The following is a 15687-nucleotide window of genomic DNA, read 5'->3' on the forward strand; positions in this document are numbered from 1 at the left end:
GGGGCTCACGACCCGAGGAGAACGCATGTACGTCGTCCGACCCGCCGCCGCGGCCGCAGCCGCCTTCTTGGGCCTGACCCTCACCGTGCTCGGCACGACGGCCGCGTCCGCCGCCGGTCCCGCGCCCCGGCCCGCCGGGGGCGGTGGCCCGCTCGGCCTGTCCGCGCCCGTCGTGTACGCCCACCGGGGGGCTTCGGCGTACGCCCCGGAGAACACCCTGGAGTCGATCGACCTCGCCATGCGGCTGGGCATCGCCTGGGTCGAGAACGACGTCCAGCGCACCAAGGACGGCGAACTCGTGGTGATCCACGACGACAGCCTGGCCCGCACCACCAATGTCGAGCAGGTCTTTCCCGGCCGCAAGCCGTGGCTGGTGAAGGACTTCACGGCCGCGGAGATCGCCCGGCTGGACGCGGGCAGCTGGTTCAGCGAGGAGTACGCGGGTGCCCGCGTACCGACCCTCAAGGACTACATGAACCGGGTCCAGCGCAACCGGCAGCGGCTGCTGCTGGAGATCAAGAAGCCGGAGCTCTACCCGGGCATCGAAGCGCAGACCCTCGACCTGCTGGACCGCCTCGGCTGGCTCGACGAGGCGCACGTCGGGCGCCGGCTGGTGGTGCAGAGCTTCAGCGCCGACTCCATCCGCGTCGTGCACGGCATGCGCCCGGACATCGTGACGGCCTTCCTGGGCACCCCGAAGGTCGCCGACCTGCCCCGTTACGCCGCCTTCACCGACCGGATCAACCCGTGGCACACCACGATCTCGGCCGACTGGGTCGCGGCGGTGCACCGGCTGCGGGGCGCGCACGGCAAGGCGATGGAGGTGGACACCTGGATCGTGGACGACGCGGCGACGGCCCGCAAGGTCCAGGGCATGGGCGTGGACGGGATCATCACCAACGCGCCCGACGTCGTCCGGGACGCGGTGGGCTGGTTCTGATCCGCAGGCCGTGGTCCGCGCCGGGCCCGGGCTGTCGGTGGCGGGCCGTACGGTGGACGGGTGGACAGCTCCGAGCGGCCCCGCGGGCCGCACCTCGAATGGACGGTCGTCGCGGGCGGCGTCGGCCCCCTGCTCCTTGCCGCGACCCCGGAGGGCCTGGTCCGGGTCGGCTTCCATGCCGGGCCGGACCGGATCGACCGGATGATCGGCTCGCTGGTCTCCCGGCTCGGCGCGGACCCCTGGCGGCCGCGGCCGGGCCGGGAAGTGCTGCTCGCGGAGCCGATACGCCAGGTGGAGGCGTACTTCGCCGGTTCCCTGCGGCGCTTCGAACTGCCGCTGGACTGGCGGCTCAGCTCCGGGTTCAACCGCCAGGTGCTGCTGGAGCTCGACCGGTCGGTGCCCTACGGCCAGGTCGTCGGGTACGGGGAACTGGCCGCCCGGGTCGGGCAGCCGGGTGCGGCGCAGGCGGTGGGCAACGCCATGGGCTCCAATCCGCTGCCGGTGGTGGTCGCCTGTCACCGGGTCGTGGAGAACGATGGCGGTATCGGGGGCTTCGGGGGCGGGGTGGAGGCCAAGCGGATCCTGCTCGCGTTGGAGGGCGTGCTGCCCGAACCGCTGTTCTGACGGGTTGCCCGAGCCGCTGCCCAGGGGTCGGTTCCCGCCGGGTTCCGCCATCCGGTAAGGGGTGGGAAACTGCCGCGGTGACTACTTCTGCCGCCGCTCGCGGTTACCTCGCCCCTGCCGCCGTGGGCGGTGGCCCCGCCCCTGCCGCTCGCGGTCACCTCGCCCCTGCCGTGCGCGTTCTGCTGCCGCGAGGGGGGTGTCGGGCGTGACGGCGTCCCTCGGAACGGAGCGCACCGACGCGCCGGTCACGGCGGCGGAGCTGCCCCGGCTGCGGCGGCGGATCACCGGCGTGCTGATCGCCAGTCAGATGCTGGGCGGTCTGGGCGTGCCCATCAGCATCGCCCTGGCGCCGGTTCTGGCCACCGAGGTCGGCGGCACGGAGTCCCTGTCCGGCTTCGCCTCCACCGCCGCCGTGATCGGCACCGCCCTGGTCTCGCTGCCGCTCGCCGCGTTCATGACCGCGCGCGGGCGCCGCCCCGGACTGGTGCTGGCCTACGGGATCGGTGCCTGCGGCGCCCTCCTCGTGGTGCTGGCCGCGTCGGTGAAGAGCTTCCCGCTGCTGATGCTGGGCATGGCCGCCTTCGGCGCGGCCTCCTCCGCCAACCTCCAGGCCCGTTTCGCCGCCGCCGACCTCGCGGCCCCCGACCGCCGTGCGCGGGCGATCTCCGTCGTCGTGTGGGCCTCCACCATCGGGGCCGTCGCCGGACCGAACCTCTCCGCCCCGGCCAGCGCCGCCTTCGCCGGCACCTCCATACCCCGGACGGCGGGCCCCTTCCTGTGGGCCGCCGTCGTCTTCGTCCTCACCGGCACGCTGCTCGCCGTCTTCCTGCGGCCCGACCCGCTGCTGACGGCGCGTGCGCTGTCGGCGCCGGCGGCCGGCCCCGCCGCGGGCCGCTCGCTGCGCGCCGGGTTCGCCGCCGTCAAGGCCTCACCGCGGGCCCGCCTGGGCCTGCTCGCCGTCGCGGTGTCCCACACCACCATGGTGTCGATCATGGTGATGACCCCGATGGACCTCGGTCACCACGGCGCCGACCTGAAACTGGTGGGCCTGGTGATCAGTGGCCACATCGCGGGCATGTTCGCCTTCTCCCCGCTCATGGGGTGGCTCGCGGACCGGATCGGCCGGCTGTCCGTGATCGGGCTCGGGGCCGGGCTGCTGTCGCTCGCCGCGCTGCTCGCGGGCACGGCGGGCGACCGCCACGGCCAGAGCGCGCTGGGCCTGTTCGTGCTCGGGCTCGGCTGGTCCGCCGGGATGGTGTCCGGCTCGGCGCTGCTGACCGACTCGGTTCCGCAGGGTGCGCGGGCCGCCGTACAGGGGCTGAGCGACCTGACGATGAACACCGCCGCGGGGGTGGGCGGCGCGGCGGCAGGTCTGGTCATGTCCCAGGCCGGCTACGGCTGGCTCAACGCGATCGGCGCAGCGCTGCTGCTGCCGGTGGCGGCGCTCGGCCTGTTCACGGCCCGCCGGTACCCCGGACCGGCGAAGGCGGACGCGTAGGACGAGGCTCCACGGCGGCGCTCAGCAGTTGATGTGGTAGGCCTTGCGCAGCGTCTCGTGGACGGTCCAGGTCGTCCGGTCGCCCTCGCGGAGCACGCAGGCGGAGCCGGGGCCGACCTCCAGGGTCGCGCCGCCCTCGACCTCGATGGTGGCGCGGCCGCTGACGACCACGAACAGCTCGTCGGCCTCGGTGTCGGTGACCACTCCGGGGGTGATCTGCCAGATCCCGCGGATCTGCGAGCCGTCCTCGGCCTCCCACAGCACCTTGCCGGTCACGACCGGCTCACCGGAGACGATCCGGGCCGGATCCAGCTCCTCCACCTCCAGTTCGGCGTCCGGGACGTCCGGCAGGCAAACGGCGAAGGAAGCGGGGCGGGCGCTGTGGTCACTGGTGCTCATGGGGCGCAAGCGTAGGGCCGGTGCCGGGGCCCGCGGGGTGGCCAGAGCGTCCAGCGCGGGCGTACGGAACGCGTCATCCTGTCCAGGGCGCGGGTACGGACGCGAAGGCGCGCGTTTGCGGGTGGCGCTCCCGTGCCATGGATGGGGACATGTCACCGCACACAGCAGCCGCGTCGCCCGGGGTACCGGTCCTGTCCGAAGAGGTGCGCGAAGCGCTCGAAGCGGGGCGGCCCGTCGTCGCCCTGGAGTCGACGATCATCGCCCACGGCCTGCCCCGTCCCCGCAATCTGGCGGTGGGCCTGGAACTGGAGGCCCTGGTCCGGGCGGAGGGCGCGGTTCCGGCGACGGTCGCCGTCCTGGACGGAGTGGCGTACGCGGGCCTCGACAAGGCCGGGCTGGAGCGGATCGCGAGCGGCGAGGGCGTGCGCAAGCTCGGCCACCGCGACCTGGCGCCCGCCCTCGCGACGGGCGCGACCGGGGCGACGACGGTGTCCGCGACGGCGTTCCTCGCCGCGCGGGCGGGGCTGCGGGTCTTCGCCACGGGCGGGCTGGGCGGCGTACACCGGCAGTGGACACAGAGCCAGGACGAGTCGGCGGACCTCTCGCTGCTGGCCCGCACGCGCGTGACGGTGGTGTGCGCGGGGGTGAAGTCGATCCTGGACGTCCCGGCGACCTTGGAGCGGCTGGAGACCCTGGGCGTGGGCGTGCTCGGCTACGGGACGGACCGGTTCCCCGGCTTCTACCTCGCCAGCTCCGGCGAGCCGGTGGACTGGACGGTGTACCGCCCGGAGGAGGTGGCGCAGGTGATGGCCGCCCAGGACGCCCTCGGCGGTCCGGAGTCCGCGCTGCTGGTGGCCAATCCGGTGGCGGAGGCGGAGCAGTTGGATCCGGAGCTCCACGACCGGGTGCTGGCCGAGGCCCTCGCGGAATGCCGGGAGCGGGGGCTCACGGGGCAGGCGGTGACCCCGTTCCTGCTGGGGTTCTTGGTGCGGGCGACGGGCGGGGCCTCTCTGGAGGCCAACCTGGCGGCGGTACGCGGAAACGTCCGGCTCGGCGCCCGCATCGCCCGGGCCTGGGCGGCCCGGGCATGACCGGCGAACGGCCGGTCCGGGCCGGTGCGCTGCTGGTCGTCGGGGACGTGGTGACGGACGTGGTCGCGGTGCATCCGCAGCCGCTGGCGCCGGCCACCGACACGGCGGCGCGGATCAGGACCCTGCCCGGCGGCGCCGGGGCGAACGCGGCCTGCTGGGCGGCCCGCACCGGTACGGCGGAGGTACGCCTCCTCGCGCGGGTCGGGGCGGAATCGGCGCGCTGGCACGAGCGCGCCCTGGTCGACGCCGGCGTGCGGCCGAAGCTGGTGATCGACCGGGAGGAGCCGACGGGCACGGTGGTGGCGCTGGTCGGCAAGGACGCGGAGCGCACGTTCCTCACCGACAGCGGTGCTTCGCTGCGCCTGTCCCCCGCCGACTGGGCGCCCGCCCTGCTCGACGGTGCCTCGCACCTGCACCTGTCGGGGTACCTCTTCTTCGCCGACTCCAGCCGGGAGCTGGCCCTGGTCGCACTGCGGGCGGCGCGCACCCGGGGCGTGCCGGTGAGCGTGGACCCGGCCTCGGCGGGGTTCCTGGCCGCGCTGGGCCCGGAGCGCTTCATGGCCGCCGTGGCGGGGGCGGGCGTACTGCTGCCCAACGAGGACGAGGCCGGGCTGCTGGCCGGGCTGCCGGAGCCGGCCGGGGTGGCGCGCGCGGCGGCGGAACTGAGCCGGCGGATACCGCTGGTGGTGGTCACCCGGGGTGCGGCCGGGGCGCTGGTGGCGGAGGCGGGCCGAGTGACCGCCGAGGTGTCGGCGGAGCCGGCCGAGGCCGTGGACTCGACGGGGGCCGGGGACGCGTTCACCGGCGGGTTCCTGGCGGCCCGGCTCGCGGGCGCGGGCCCTGCGGACGCGGCACGGGCCGGGTGCCGGGCAGCCGCGCGTGCGGTGACCCGGCTGGGCGGGCGCCCGCAGGAGGCGTCTTCGGCCTCGGGCGGGCCTAGGAGGTGTACTCCTCCTGGCCGAGGGTGACGATCACGCCCGCCTTGTTCACGTCGTAGTGGAAGACCAGGCCCTTGTTCGGGTGGGTCTCCAGCCAGGACATGAGCTCGTGCGTGGTGATCGGCTTGTTCGCGGAGCCGGAGAGGATGGGGGCGTGGACGCCGATCCCGGCGTCTTCGGCGATCGGGATCCAGGTCTCCTCGCCGACGGTCACGAAGGGGGTGGCGCCGCCGGCGACCGGGCAGCCCCAGTGGCCGCGCTTGATGATCAGGCTGTACTGGCCGCCCTCGGGGGTGTAGCGGTAGACGGCGATCTCGTTCGGCGAGATTGCGTCCTTGGAGGCGCAGGCGGGTGCGGGAGGCGACGGCTTGGGCTTGCCGGGCGCGGTGGCGGACGCGGACGCGGCCGGTGTCGCCTTCGCCGTGGGCTTCGCCGGGGAGGGCAGCGCACCGCCGGCCGGGGCGGAGGGCAGGGCGGGGGTGGCGCTGGGGGTGCTGCCGGGCGTCGAGCCGGCGGCCCCCGCGTCCGTGTCCCCGTTGCAGCCCGTCAGGGCCAGGGTCGCGCACAGGGCCAGCGCGGTCAGTGCCGCTGCCTTGGGGCCTCTGCTCATTGCCGTCTCCCTCTGCCAAGGCGCCGTGTGAGGGCAGCCGTTGAAGCGTCCTCATCAACGTAGCCCGCGCTTATCGGCCACGACGATGGCCTGATCCGGTTCGTCACCGGGCGCGGACGGGGCTGTTGCAGAGTAGGGACGTCCGTGACGGTGCGGCACGGCGCGGGGCCGGAGCCCGTCAGCCGGCCGCTCCTCGGACACCGGTCCAGGCGGGGTGGCGGGGGTCGTCCGCCCGGACGACGGCATCGGCCTGCGCTGCCGGGTCGGTCTCGGCCTCGTAGCGGGCGAAGGCCGGCAGGGTCCAGCGCGCGGACTCCTCGGTGCGGCGGGCGAGCGCCCCCGGGGAGAGCCGGATGTGCACGCTGAGGTCGAAGGGGAACCAGTGGCCCAGCAGCAGCGGGCCGTGCACGATGAGCACGCCGCCCGGCGGAAGTGCGGTGTACGGGCTGCGCGTCGCCCGGTCGGTCACGGGGTCCCACAGGTCGGGCAGCACCCTGCCGGACCCGCCCGGGTCGGTGGGGCCGAACACCTCGCGCCACAGCGCGGCCGTGTCGTACCAGCCGCCGAGGAACGCGTCCACGTCCTCGCGCCCGAACTCGAAGCGCAGCGAGGCCGGTCGCAGGAAGCCGTCGGCGGCGACCACGAGGACCGGGCGGCCGCGCGCACGCAGCGCCTCGGCGAGGTCCTCCGCCGCCGAACCGGTGCCGGCGGCGGGCGCGCCGTCGATGCCGACCCGCAGCCGGTTCGCCTCCTCCCCGGCGGGTCCGCGGGCGTCGAGGTGATCGGCGAGCCGCTCGGCCAGCCGCTGCCAGGTGATCGGTTCCAGCTGCACGAGCCCATTGTCAGTGGTGGCCCGTAGCGTTTTTCACGAGGGATCACCGACGCGAACGGAAGCCGTCGGCCCGGCCTTGGGGAGGGGTCTGTCATGACGCGGGAGACGACGTACCTGGAGCTGTCGCAGGACGGCGCGGGTGCGCACAAGTTCTACGAGGTGACCGTGGACGGCACGGCCGTCTGCGTGCGGTACGGCCGCATCGGCGCGGACGGCCAGCTCCAGAACTCCTCCTTCCCCACGGCGGAGAAGGCCCGGGCGGCCGCAGCGAAGAAGATAGGCGAGAAGATCCGCAAGGGCTACGCCCCTGCGGTACGGGGAGCCCGCGCGGCGCGGTCGGTGACCCGCAGACAGGTGACCTCGGCCCCGTCGACGGCGCGTGCGGTGGCTCCGGTGCTGTGGCGCTTCCGTACGGGTTCCTCCGCCTTCGGCATCCATGTGGACGAGGACCGCTGCTGGGTGGGCAATCAGGCGGGGGACGTCTACACGCTGAGCCACGGCGGTGAGGTGCTGGCCCGGTACTCGCTGCCGGACGGCGTGAAGTGCCTGGTGGCGGACGAGTTCTGGATCTACGCCGGCTGTGATGACGGCACGGTGTACGACCTGTCTTCGAAGGTGCCGTTCGGGGCGTACGACATAGCCGCCGATGTGGACATCTTCTGGCTGGACATCCGTGAGGGCGTCCTGAACGTCTCGGACCGCAGCGGTGGGCTGACCGTCATCGACCACGAGGAGGAGTTCCAGTGGTCGCGCCGGTCGGCCGGGTCCAACGCCTGGATGGTCCGGGCGGACGAGCGGGCGGTCTACCACGGCCACACCGCAGGCGTCACGGCCTACGCCGCCGACGGCGGGGGCGAGTTGTGGCACACCACGACCGACGGATCGGTGCTGTTCGGCTGGCAGGAGGACACCGCGGTGTACGCGGGCACCGGCCGCAACACCGTGCAGCGGCTGTCGAAGGCGACGGGCGCGGTGGAGGCCTCCTACCGGTGTGACGCGGCGGTGTACTCGTGCGCGACCTCCCCGGACGGCCGCCACGTGTTCGCCGGCGACCTGTCCTCCTCCGTCTACTGCTTCGACGCGTCGGGGCGGCGGCTGTGGAAGCTGGGCACGGGCAGCGGCGCCGCGCTGTCCATGCAGTACCTGGACGAGCGGCTGTACCTGGTGACCACGGACGGTTCGCTGGTGTGCGTGGACGCGAGCGAGGCGGCGATCACGGCGGCCCAGCAGGGATCGGTCCCGGCCGCGGTGGATGTGAAGTCGGCTGCTGCTCTGCCCGTCTTCGCCCCGGCGGCGTCGCCCGCTGCGGTGGCGACCGTCTCGGTGGCCTGCGCGCCGGCGGACGGCGTGGTGGTGGAGTGCGTACGCCAGGGGAGCCGGGTCCGGGTCCAGGTGGTGTCGGGGGGCTTCGACCCCTCGTGGAACGTGCAGTTCCCGCGCGGCATACGGGAGGCCGGCGCCCGGTACGTGGTGGACGGGCTGCACGCTTCGCCGGGGGGCTTCTACCGGGTGCGCGGGGAGATACGCCGACTGGTGTGACCGGCAGGGCGACCGGGCGCGGCGGGCCCCCTCACCCGGCGTGGCCCGGGCAGCCGCAGGGCGTGGCGGCGGCCGGGGCCGGGGTCGCTACCGACCAGGGGGCGTCCTCGGCGAGGGAACAGGTCACCTGGAGCACGACCGGTTCGGTGCCGAGGTTGCGGCCCAGGTGGATGTGGTCGGACCCCGGCGGCTCCACGAAGGTGGTCCCGGCCGGGTGCACCTCGACCGTGTCGTCGTGCAGGATCCGGGTCAGCGTCCCGGACTTGACGACCGCCATCAGCGGCACGTCGTGGTAGTGCCACCCCGTGCACTCCCCGGGCCCTATGACGATCTCCCGGCCCGTGAGGTCCGAAGCCTCGGTCCGTCTCGGACGCCGTACCGTCGCCTGCCACCCACCCATGTACCCCTCCTCCAGGGGCCGAACGGCCCATCCGAGTCACGTTAGGCGGACCTGATGACGTCCAGACCGAATTAATGAAAAGCCAACAACCGCTATCCGTAAGGTGATATGCGCACCGAACGGCGGTATCACTCCGTCATGAGTCTCGTCGTCTTCGAGTCGCAGAAGCACATCCAGTGCGCCGAGTGCCGACGGGGGCCGCTGCGGCACCTCGTCCGCGAGGCGGGTGTACCCCGTTGTCTCGACTGCGCCGACCTCGGGCACCTGGTGTACCTGCCGCGAGGTAACGCGGCGCTCACCCGGCGGGCCAGGGAGGCCAGTTCACTGTCGGCCGTCGTGGTGCGCCTCCACAAGCGGCGCCACCGCTACGAACGCCAGGGGCTGCTGGTGGAGGAGGAGGCCCTGGCGCGCGCGGAGCGGGCCTGTCTGGCCGACGCCGATGCGCGGGCCCGCCGCCGGGAACGGGACCGCGTGCGCCGCGCGGCCGAGGACACCCGGTTCACGGCGGCCTTCGCCTCCGAGATCCTGCGCTTGTTCCCCGGGATCCCCGCCGACCGCGCGCGTGCGATCGCCGCGCACGCCTCCCTGCGGGGAAGCGGCCGGGTGGGTCGCACGGCGGCCGGCCGCGCCCTCGACGAGCAGGCGGTGTCGGTGGCGGTCCGGGCGGCCGTGCGCCACACCGACACCGAGTACGACGCGCTGCTGATGGCGGGGGTCCCCCGCTTCACGGCGCGGGCCCGCCTGGCGCCGCGGATCGACGCGATCCTGGGCGGCTGGCGCGCTCGGCCGGAGTCAGCGGCCGGGGCGCTCCTGCCGGAACAGACCGGCTGAGCCCGGGACAGGGCTCCGTCCTGTCTCAGCCGACGCGGAAACGGCGGTAGAGGAGTACCCCGCCGAGCAGGAGCGCGCCACCGCCGGGCAGCAGGTAGCCGACGGCGTCGGCGCCGGTGTGGGCCAGCGCGCCTGCGGGCTGCTGCGGGGCCGGCGCGATGATCGGCCGGGGGGTGACCGGAGGCTGGGCAGCGGGCGGCTGGGCAGCGGGCGGCTGGACGGGCTCGCTCCCGCTGGGCCCGCCGTTGACGGAGGTGTTGCCGACGGCTGCGTTGCCGACGCCGACCGCGCTCACGGAGTTGCCGCTGATGTTCAGGGGCAGGTCGACGGGAAGCTGGATGCCATTGCCGGACAGCACCCCCGGAGAATCCTTTCCGCGCCCCTGGGCGACCGCACCCGAACCGTTTCCGGCCCCGGGTGCCGAGCCGTGCGCGGAGGTCCCGGACCGGGATGCCCCCGACCCCTGATGACCGCCGCCGTCGACGTGCGCGTCGTTGACGCAGCGGTTCCCCGTGGCCGAGTTGAGTACTCCGACGACACTCACGGTGTTGCCGCACACGTTGACCGGCGTGTGCACGGGCAACTGCACCAGGTTGCCCGAGAGCAGGCCCGGCGACTGCTGGGCGGCGCCGCCCGCGTCCGCATCGGCGTAAGCGAAGCCGCTCACCCCCACGACCGCCACTCCACCTCCCGCGACCACCGCCGCGATCAAGCCGTTCCGACGACTGTGACGCATGAGTTCCCTGCCTTCCGGAGGAGTTCACGGGCAACCCGCCCGCACCGGAAACAACGCCGTGGGCCCATACGAGTTGTAGAGCCGGTACGAATTTCACTCCATCGTGTACTGGGTAACACGCATTGAATGATCGCAGCCGGGCTGACCTCGGCCTCGATGACGGGAGCTCATCCGCGCAATGCGGCGACCGGATCCGTGGAGGGAGTGCCGGTCGGCCACCAGTCCTCCTCGTCCGACCTGGACTCGTACGCGTACCACAGGCCCTGGCGTCCCAGCCGGAGCTGCCGGCTACGGGTGCTGAGGCGGTTGCGGTCGGGCCGGAACGAGCCGCAGCCGGCGGCGGCGAGGGCGGGCCGGGCCCGGTCGAAGGGACCGGCCGGCGGGTCCCAGGCCTCTTCGAGGACGACCAGGGCGGCCAGGCCCCCCTGGCGCCAGGCCGCCGCACCCCGCGCGAGGTCGGTGGTGGTGCGGCCGGTCGCCCGGGCCAGGTCGCGGTAGAGGGCGCGGGCCGCACCGGTGAGCCCGGCCGTCGCGTGCGCGGAGGCCAGCCGGACGGCGTCCTGCCACACGGTGAGCCCGGCGAGGGGATCCTCACCGGTCCGGAGCAGGGCCAGCGCCCGCGCGGCGGCGTCCGAGGCGAGCTGGTCCAGCGCCAGCGGATCCGGTGCTGCGGGGTCCGACGGGTACGCGGGCGGCAGGCCCACGGCGCCCGGCGCCCGCTGCGGGGCCGGCAGCGGCGGCAGGCCGGTCCGGGCCAGCGCCCCGCGTGCCGGGACGCCGGGGAAGGCGGGCGCGGCATCGGGCCGTTCGCGCGCGGCATGTGCGGCATTGCGCCGGGCCAGCTCCGCGAGCAGTTCCCGCTCACCGCGCCCGCGCAGGAGCAGCAGCACGAACGGGTCCTCGTCCAGGAGCCGGGCCGCCCGGTAGCAGAGGGCCGCGGCGTGCTTGCAGGGCGGTCGGCCCACGTCCGGGCAGGAGCAGCGCGGGACCAGCTCGCCCGCGCCCGGCAGGACCGTGTCCGCCAGGGACTGCGGGACCTCGCCCTCCAGCAGCCCGGCCAGCGCCGCCGGATCGGCCGCCACGCCCTCCAGCACCTCACGCCACTCGGAGTCCTCGAAAGCCGGCAGCGCCAGCTCGGTGCGGTACGGGCGCGCCCGGCTGCCCCGGACGTACGCCACGATCCGGCCCGGGGTGATCGTCACCGCGTCCACATGGCCTTCGGCCGCGTACACCCGCCCGCGCCCCAGCCGGGCCGCGTCGTGCGAGCGCTCCTCCAGCGCGGCCACCCACGCACGCCCCCACCAGGTCTCGGCCTCGACGCCGGGCGGTACGGTCTCGAAGGTACGGCGGCGGTCGTCCCGTGCGGTGATCACGTCGGCCTCCGCAGCGAGACGAGGTCGGCCAGCTCGCGGTCGGTCAGCTCCGTCAGCGCCGACTCGCCCGAACCGAGGACGGCTTCGGCCAGCGCCCGCTTCGCCTCCAGCATCTCGGCGATCCGGTCCTCGACGGTGCCCTCGGCGATGATCCGGTGCACCTGCACGGGCTGGGTCTGCCCGATCCGGTAGGCCCGGTCGGTGGCCTGCTCCTCGACGGCCGGGTTCCACCAGCGGTCGAAGTGGATGACGTGCCCGGCCCGGGTCAGGTTCAGTCCGGTGCCCGCCGCCTTCAAGGAGAGCAGGAACACGGGCACTTCCCCCGCCTGGAACCGGTCGACCAACTGCTCCCGGGTGGCGACGGGCGTCCCCCCGTGCAGCAGTTGGTGGGAGATCCCGCGGGCGGCGAGGTGCTGCTCGATGATGCGGGCCATCGTCACGTACTGGGTGAACACCAGCACCGAGCCGCCCTCGGACAGGATCGTGTCGAGCAGCTCGTCGAGCAGCGCCAGCTTCCCGGAGCGGTGCGCCGCGCTGCGCCCGCTCACGCTGTGCCCGCTCAGGCTGGGCTCGTTCAGGCTGTGCCCGCTCAGGCTGGGCTCGTTCAGGCTGTGCCCGCTCAGGCTGGGCTCGTTCAAATACTGCGCAGGGTGGTTGCAGATCTGCTTGAGCGACATCAGCAGCTTCATGATCATGCCGCGTCGTCGGATCCCCTCGCTCGACGCGATCACCGCCATCGCCTCATCCACCGCGGCCTGGTACAGCGAGGCCTGCTCGCGGGTGAGGGACACCGGGTGGTCGGTCTCGGTCTTCGGCGGCAGCTCCGGGGCGATGCCCGGGTCGGACTTCTTGCGGCGCAGCAGGAACGGGCGGACCAGGGCCGCCAGTCGGGCGACGGCCTCCTCGTTGCCGCCGTCCTCCTCGCTCTGGTGCTCCACCGGACGCGCGTGGCGGGCCCGGAACGTGGTCAGCGGGCCCAGCAGGCCCGGCGTGGTCCAGTCGAGCAGCGCCCACAGCTCGGAGAGGTTGTTCTCCACCGGGGTGCCGGTCAGCGCCACCCTGGCCGGGGCCGGGATGGTGCGCAGCGCCTTCGCCGTCGCCGAGTGCGGGTTCTTGACGTGCTGTGCCTCGTCCGCGACGACCATGCCCCAGCTGTGCTGCGCCAGCTTGGCTGCGCTGGCGCGCATCGTCCCGTACGTGGTCAGGACGAACCCGCCGTCCAGGCCCTCCAGACTGCGGCCGCCGCCGTGGAAACGGCGCACCGCTGTCCCCGGGGCGAACTTCTCGATCTCCCGCTGCCAGTTCCCCAGCAGCGACGCCGGGCACACGACCAGCGTCGGCTCGGGCCGGTCCCGGTGCAGGTGCAGCGCGATCAGCGTGACGGTCTTGCCCAGGCCCATGTCGTCGGCGAGACAGGCGCCGAGGCCGAGGGAGGTCATCAGGTCCAGCCACGCCAGGCCCCGGGCCTGGTAGTCGCGCAAGGTCGCCTTCAGCCCGGCGGGTTGCGGCAGGGGCGCCGGATCGCCGGTCAGCCGGTCCCGTAGCGCGGCCAGCGCCCCCACCGGGACCGCTTCGACCGGCTCGCCGTCCACCTCGGCCGTCCCGGTCAGTACGGTGGCCAGCGCGTCCACCGGGTCCAGCAGCCCCAACTGCCGCTTGCGGGCCTTGCGCACCAGGCCCGGGTCCACCCGCACCCACTGGTCGCGCAGCCGCACCACGGGCCGGTGGGCCTGCGCCAGCGCGTCCATCTCCTTCGGGGTGAGCCGGTCGCTGCCGAGCGCCAGCTCCCAGGAGAAGGCGAAGAGGTTCTCCGCGTCGAAGAACGCGGTGCCCTCGATCGCGGACCCGGGCGCCGCCGACCGTACGACGGCGGTCGCGGACAGCGTACGAGCCAACTCGCGCGGCCAGTGGACGGTGACCCCGGCCTCCGCCAGCCGGGTCGCGGCGACACCCAGCAGGTCCCCCAGCTCCGGATCGGAGAGGGACAGCACGTCGGGGACGGGCTGGTCCAGCAGGCGCAACAGCGGCGGCCACACCCGCGCGGCCCGACGCAGCGCGAGCACGGCATCGATGCGGGCGCGCGGCCCGAACCCGGCGGCGGCCGCCCCCGCCCAGAGCTGTTCGGCATCCGTGACCAGCGTCGGATCGGCGAGGCTGTGCACCTGGACCACGGCGGCGCCGGCGCGGCGGGTGTCCTGCGGCTCGGCCTCGTCGAAGAGGCGGAAGGAGGACAGGTCCAGCCGCAGGGAGATCCCGACCCCGGTATCCGCTCCGGCCGCGACCTGGGCGGCCCATTCCCGTATCCCGGGGACCTGCTGCGGTTCCCGCGCCGCGTACGGCCGCCCGGCTGCCACCGGCGCGGCCGGGGTGCGGGGCAGGCCGTCGGCGGCGGCGTCGAGGAAGGCCCGGACCAGGGCCTCGGGTTCGGGCAGCTGGAGCGGGCGGCGACCGGCGAGCGGGGTGGCGTACCCCTCGTGGGGCAGGGCGGCGGCGATCGCGCGCAGGTGGGCCACGTCATCGGCATCGAGCGGTCCGACCCGCCAGGCGTCGATGCCGTCGGGGGTGAGCCCCGGGAGCAGCCGACCCCGGGCGACCAGGGTGAGCGCCTGCGCGGCGGCGGTGCCCCAGGCACGGGTGGCGGGGTGGGCGGCCGGGCTGCGGGCCGCCCGGAGCAGCAGCGGCAGCGCGGCACTGACCGGCAGGCTGACGGAGGGAACGGTACGGGTACGGACGCCTTCACCGTGCGGCCGGACCACGTCGAGCGGCGCCGCCGTCCCGGTTTCGGGCAGCGCATCCCCTTCCGGGCACCAGAAGGCCACCCGCCCCTGGCGCGGGACGGCCGCGGGAAGGAACACGGCGGCATGACGCAGCAGCGCGTCCGGCGGTCCCGACGACGGTGTCCGCGCGTGCGGATGTGCCGGCGCCGGCTGCGGTGCGTACGGCCGGGACGTCGCGGTGCCCACGGTGGCCCTCCCTTCACGCGGTCGGATGGTCGGCGGTCGGATGACCGGTGGTCGCTCGGATGATCGGCGGTCGGATGGTCGGCGGTCGGATGTTCCTCTGCCGCCGAGTCTAGGTGTGCCCGCTGACAACGCCCCCGACCTGCGTCTTTACCGGTCCGGCCGGGTCGCGGACCGGCCCCTTCACCTTCCCGTGTCCCGGGTCCGTCCCGATCCGCGCCCCGAGGTCCCCACCGGGGTAGGTACACCGCGACCACCCACCGACCGGAAACGGGGACCAACCGACATGCTCCGACGCTTCACCACCGTCCTCGCGTGCGCCGCCACCGCGGCCGCCGCCCTCCTGCTCGCCGGCCCGGCCACCGCCTCGGCCGCCACCGCGCCCGGCTTCCTCGACGGCACCGACCTCCCTGCGCACCCCTCCTCGCCGTGGCACGCCGGAAAGGTGACCAAGGGCCTGCCCGAGAGCGCACCGTTCTGCCTGGAGGGGGCGCTCCCGGCCGCGGGCAGCTGGCACCGCGCCTTCGGCACCGACTACGACACCGGCGCCACGCAGCTCTCCGTCCGTACCGCCTCCGGCGCCGCGGCAGCCACCTTGGCCGCGTCCCTGGAGCGCAAGGTCGCCGCCTGCGCCGCCGACTGGCTGCGTACGACGCCCGGCGGCACCGCCTCCTGGCAGGACTTCGGCAAGCTGCCCGTCGAGGAGGGCGCTCACGTCTACGGGGTCCACACCGCGGTCCCGGACTCCGAACCCGGCGTGCACCTCTTCGGCATCGGCCGGGACGGCGCGACGGTCACCGTCGTGAAGTGGGGGCAGATGGGCACGCTCCCCGACGCGCCCGTGGCCGCCTTCGGGAAAACGACCACGACGGCCGTGGACAAGCTGAACCCGTAGCCGCGGCGCCTCCCGCTCCGG

General features: G+C 74.4%; 15 protein-coding genes. 8 read left to right on the forward strand and 7 right to left on the reverse strand.

The window, feature by feature from the left end; all coding sequences use genetic code 11:
* Window positions 1–25: 25 nt before the first annotated feature.
* The 3 genes from OHA81_RS08720 (at window position 26) to OHA81_RS08730 (ending at window position 3062) form a co-directional block, all read left to right on the forward strand.
* Window positions 26–940, forward strand: a complete 915-nt coding sequence (locus OHA81_RS08720; protein WP_329194332.1) for a glycerophosphodiester phosphodiesterase — start codon at window positions 26–28, stop codon at window positions 938–940.
* A 60-nt stretch (window positions 941–1000) separates the two neighbouring features.
* Window positions 1001–1564 (forward strand): methylated-DNA--[protein]-cysteine S-methyltransferase, encoded by a 564-nt coding sequence (locus tag OHA81_RS08725; protein ID WP_329194334.1) that lies wholly within the window; start codon window positions 1001–1003, stop codon window positions 1562–1564.
* 196 nt (window positions 1565–1760) lie between these two features.
* Window positions 1761–3062: an MFS transporter gene (locus OHA81_RS08730; protein ID WP_443056476.1), complete on the forward strand. Its 1302-nt coding sequence runs from the start codon at window positions 1761–1763 to the stop codon at window positions 3060–3062.
* Between the two features lie 21 nt (window positions 3063–3083).
* Here the strand turns inward: OHA81_RS08730 and OHA81_RS08735 are convergent, their stop codons facing one another.
* Window positions 3084–3461 (reverse strand): cupin domain-containing protein, encoded by a 378-nt coding sequence (locus OHA81_RS08735; RefSeq protein WP_329194337.1) that lies wholly within the window; start codon window positions 3459–3461, stop codon window positions 3084–3086.
* Between the two features lie 149 nt (window positions 3462–3610).
* Here OHA81_RS08735 and OHA81_RS08740 point away from each other — a divergent pair, with 149 nt between their 5' ends.
* Together OHA81_RS08740 and OHA81_RS08745 are read left to right on the forward strand one after the other, a co-directional pair.
* On the forward strand, window positions 3611–4552 hold the full coding sequence (locus OHA81_RS08740) for a pseudouridine-5'-phosphate glycosidase (protein ID WP_329194339.1): 942 nt from the start codon (window positions 3611–3613) through the stop codon (window positions 4550–4552).
* Entirely contained in the window at window positions 4549–5520 is a 972-nt protein-coding gene (locus tag OHA81_RS08745; protein ID WP_329194341.1) for a carbohydrate kinase family protein, read from the forward strand. Before OHA81_RS08740 ends, OHA81_RS08745 begins: the two co-directional genes overlap by 4 nt.
* Here OHA81_RS08745 and OHA81_RS08750 read toward each other — a convergent pair.
* Window positions 5489–6100, reverse strand: a complete 612-nt coding sequence (locus OHA81_RS08750; protein ID WP_329194343.1) for a hypothetical protein — start codon at window positions 6098–6100, stop codon at window positions 5489–5491. The two genes, OHA81_RS08745 and OHA81_RS08750, sit on opposite strands and share 32 nt — an antisense overlap.
* A 178-nt stretch (window positions 6101–6278) precedes the next feature.
* Window positions 6279–6932 (reverse strand): uridine kinase, encoded by a 654-nt coding sequence (locus tag OHA81_RS08755; protein WP_329194345.1) that lies wholly within the window; start codon window positions 6930–6932, stop codon window positions 6279–6281.
* A 93-nt stretch (window positions 6933–7025) separates the two neighbouring features.
* On the opposite strand from OHA81_RS08755, the gene OHA81_RS08760 reads away from it, so the two are divergent.
* Entirely contained in the window at window positions 7026–8471 is a 1446-nt protein-coding gene (locus tag OHA81_RS08760) for a WGR domain-containing protein (protein ID WP_329194347.1), read from the forward strand.
* 31 nt (window positions 8472–8502) lie between these two features.
* Here the strand turns inward: OHA81_RS08760 and OHA81_RS08765 are convergent, their stop codons facing one another.
* Window positions 8503–8871: a cupin domain-containing protein gene (locus OHA81_RS08765; RefSeq protein WP_329194349.1), complete on the reverse strand. Its 369-nt coding sequence runs from the start codon at window positions 8869–8871 to the stop codon at window positions 8503–8505.
* Window positions 8872–9009: 138 nt separating this feature from the next.
* Between OHA81_RS08765 and OHA81_RS08770 the strand changes: the two genes are divergently transcribed.
* The gene (locus OHA81_RS08770) at window positions 9010–9702 is read left to right on the forward strand and encodes a DUF2293 domain-containing protein (RefSeq protein ID WP_329194351.1); all 693 of its coding nucleotides are present in this window, start codon (window positions 9010–9012) and stop codon (window positions 9700–9702) included.
* 25 nt (window positions 9703–9727) lie between these two features.
* Here OHA81_RS08770 and OHA81_RS08775 read toward each other — a convergent pair whose 3' ends face one another.
* The 3 genes from OHA81_RS08775 to OHA81_RS08785 form a co-directional block, all read right to left on the reverse strand.
* The gene (locus tag OHA81_RS08775; protein WP_329194353.1) at window positions 9728–10438 is read right to left on the reverse strand and encodes a chaplin; all 711 of its coding nucleotides are present in this window, start codon (window positions 10436–10438) and stop codon (window positions 9728–9730) included.
* A 167-nt stretch (window positions 10439–10605) separates the two neighbouring features.
* A complete protein-coding gene (locus tag OHA81_RS08780; RefSeq protein ID WP_329194355.1) occupies window positions 10606–11811 on the reverse strand; it encodes an SWIM zinc finger family protein in 1206 nt (401 codons plus the stop codon).
* Window positions 11808–14684 (reverse strand): DEAD/DEAH box helicase, encoded by a 2877-nt coding sequence (locus OHA81_RS08785; RefSeq protein WP_329202108.1) that lies wholly within the window; start codon window positions 14682–14684, stop codon window positions 11808–11810. The genes OHA81_RS08780 and OHA81_RS08785 overlap by 4 nt, the downstream gene beginning before the upstream one ends.
* A gap of 373 nt (window positions 14685–15057) precedes the next feature.
* Between OHA81_RS08785 and OHA81_RS08790 the strand changes: the two genes are divergently transcribed.
* Window positions 15058–15666 carry a hypothetical protein gene (locus OHA81_RS08790; RefSeq protein ID WP_329194357.1) on the forward strand — a complete coding sequence of 203 codons (609 nt, stop codon included), beginning with the start codon at window positions 15058–15060 and terminating at the stop codon, window positions 15664–15666.
* Window positions 15667–15687 lie beyond the last annotated feature (21 nt).

This window comes from Streptomyces sp. NBC_00667, from assembly GCF_036226825.1.
GTDB lineage: Bacteria > Actinomycetota > Actinomycetes > Streptomycetales > Streptomycetaceae > Streptomyces.

Bases quoted from the DNA above. Each gene is read 5' to 3' on its own strand.
- OHA81_RS08735 (WP_329194337.1), bottom strand. From the start codon at position 3,461: ATGAGCACCAGTGACCACAGCGCCCGCCCCGCTTCCTTCGCCGTTTGC.
- OHA81_RS08765 (WP_329194349.1), bottom strand. From the start codon at position 8,871: ATGGGTGGGTGGCAGGCGACGGTACGGCGTCCGAGACGGACCGAGGCT.
- OHA81_RS08775 (WP_329194353.1), bottom strand. From the start codon at position 10,438: ATGCGTCACAGTCGTCGGAACGGCTTGATCGCGGCGGTGGTCGCGGGA.
- OHA81_RS08745 (WP_329194341.1), top strand. From the start codon at position 4,549: ATGACCGGCGAACGGCCGGTCCGGGCCGGTGCGCTGCTGGTCGTCGGG.
- OHA81_RS08760 (WP_329194347.1), top strand. From the start codon at position 7,026: ATGACGCGGGAGACGACGTACCTGGAGCTGTCGCAGGACGGCGCGGGT.
- OHA81_RS08790 (WP_329194357.1), top strand. From the start codon at position 15,058: ATGCTCCGACGCTTCACCACCGTCCTCGCGTGCGCCGCCACCGCGGCC.
- OHA81_RS08750 (WP_329194343.1), bottom strand. From the start codon at position 6,100: ATGAGCAGAGGCCCCAAGGCAGCGGCACTGACCGCGCTGGCCCTGTGC.
- OHA81_RS08720 (WP_329194332.1), top strand. From the start codon at position 26: ATGTACGTCGTCCGACCCGCCGCCGCGGCCGCAGCCGCCTTCTTGGGC.
- OHA81_RS08740 (WP_329194339.1), top strand. From the start codon at position 3,611: ATGTCACCGCACACAGCAGCCGCGTCGCCCGGGGTACCGGTCCTGTCC.
- OHA81_RS08770 (WP_329194351.1), top strand. From the start codon at position 9,010: ATGAGTCTCGTCGTCTTCGAGTCGCAGAAGCACATCCAGTGCGCCGAG.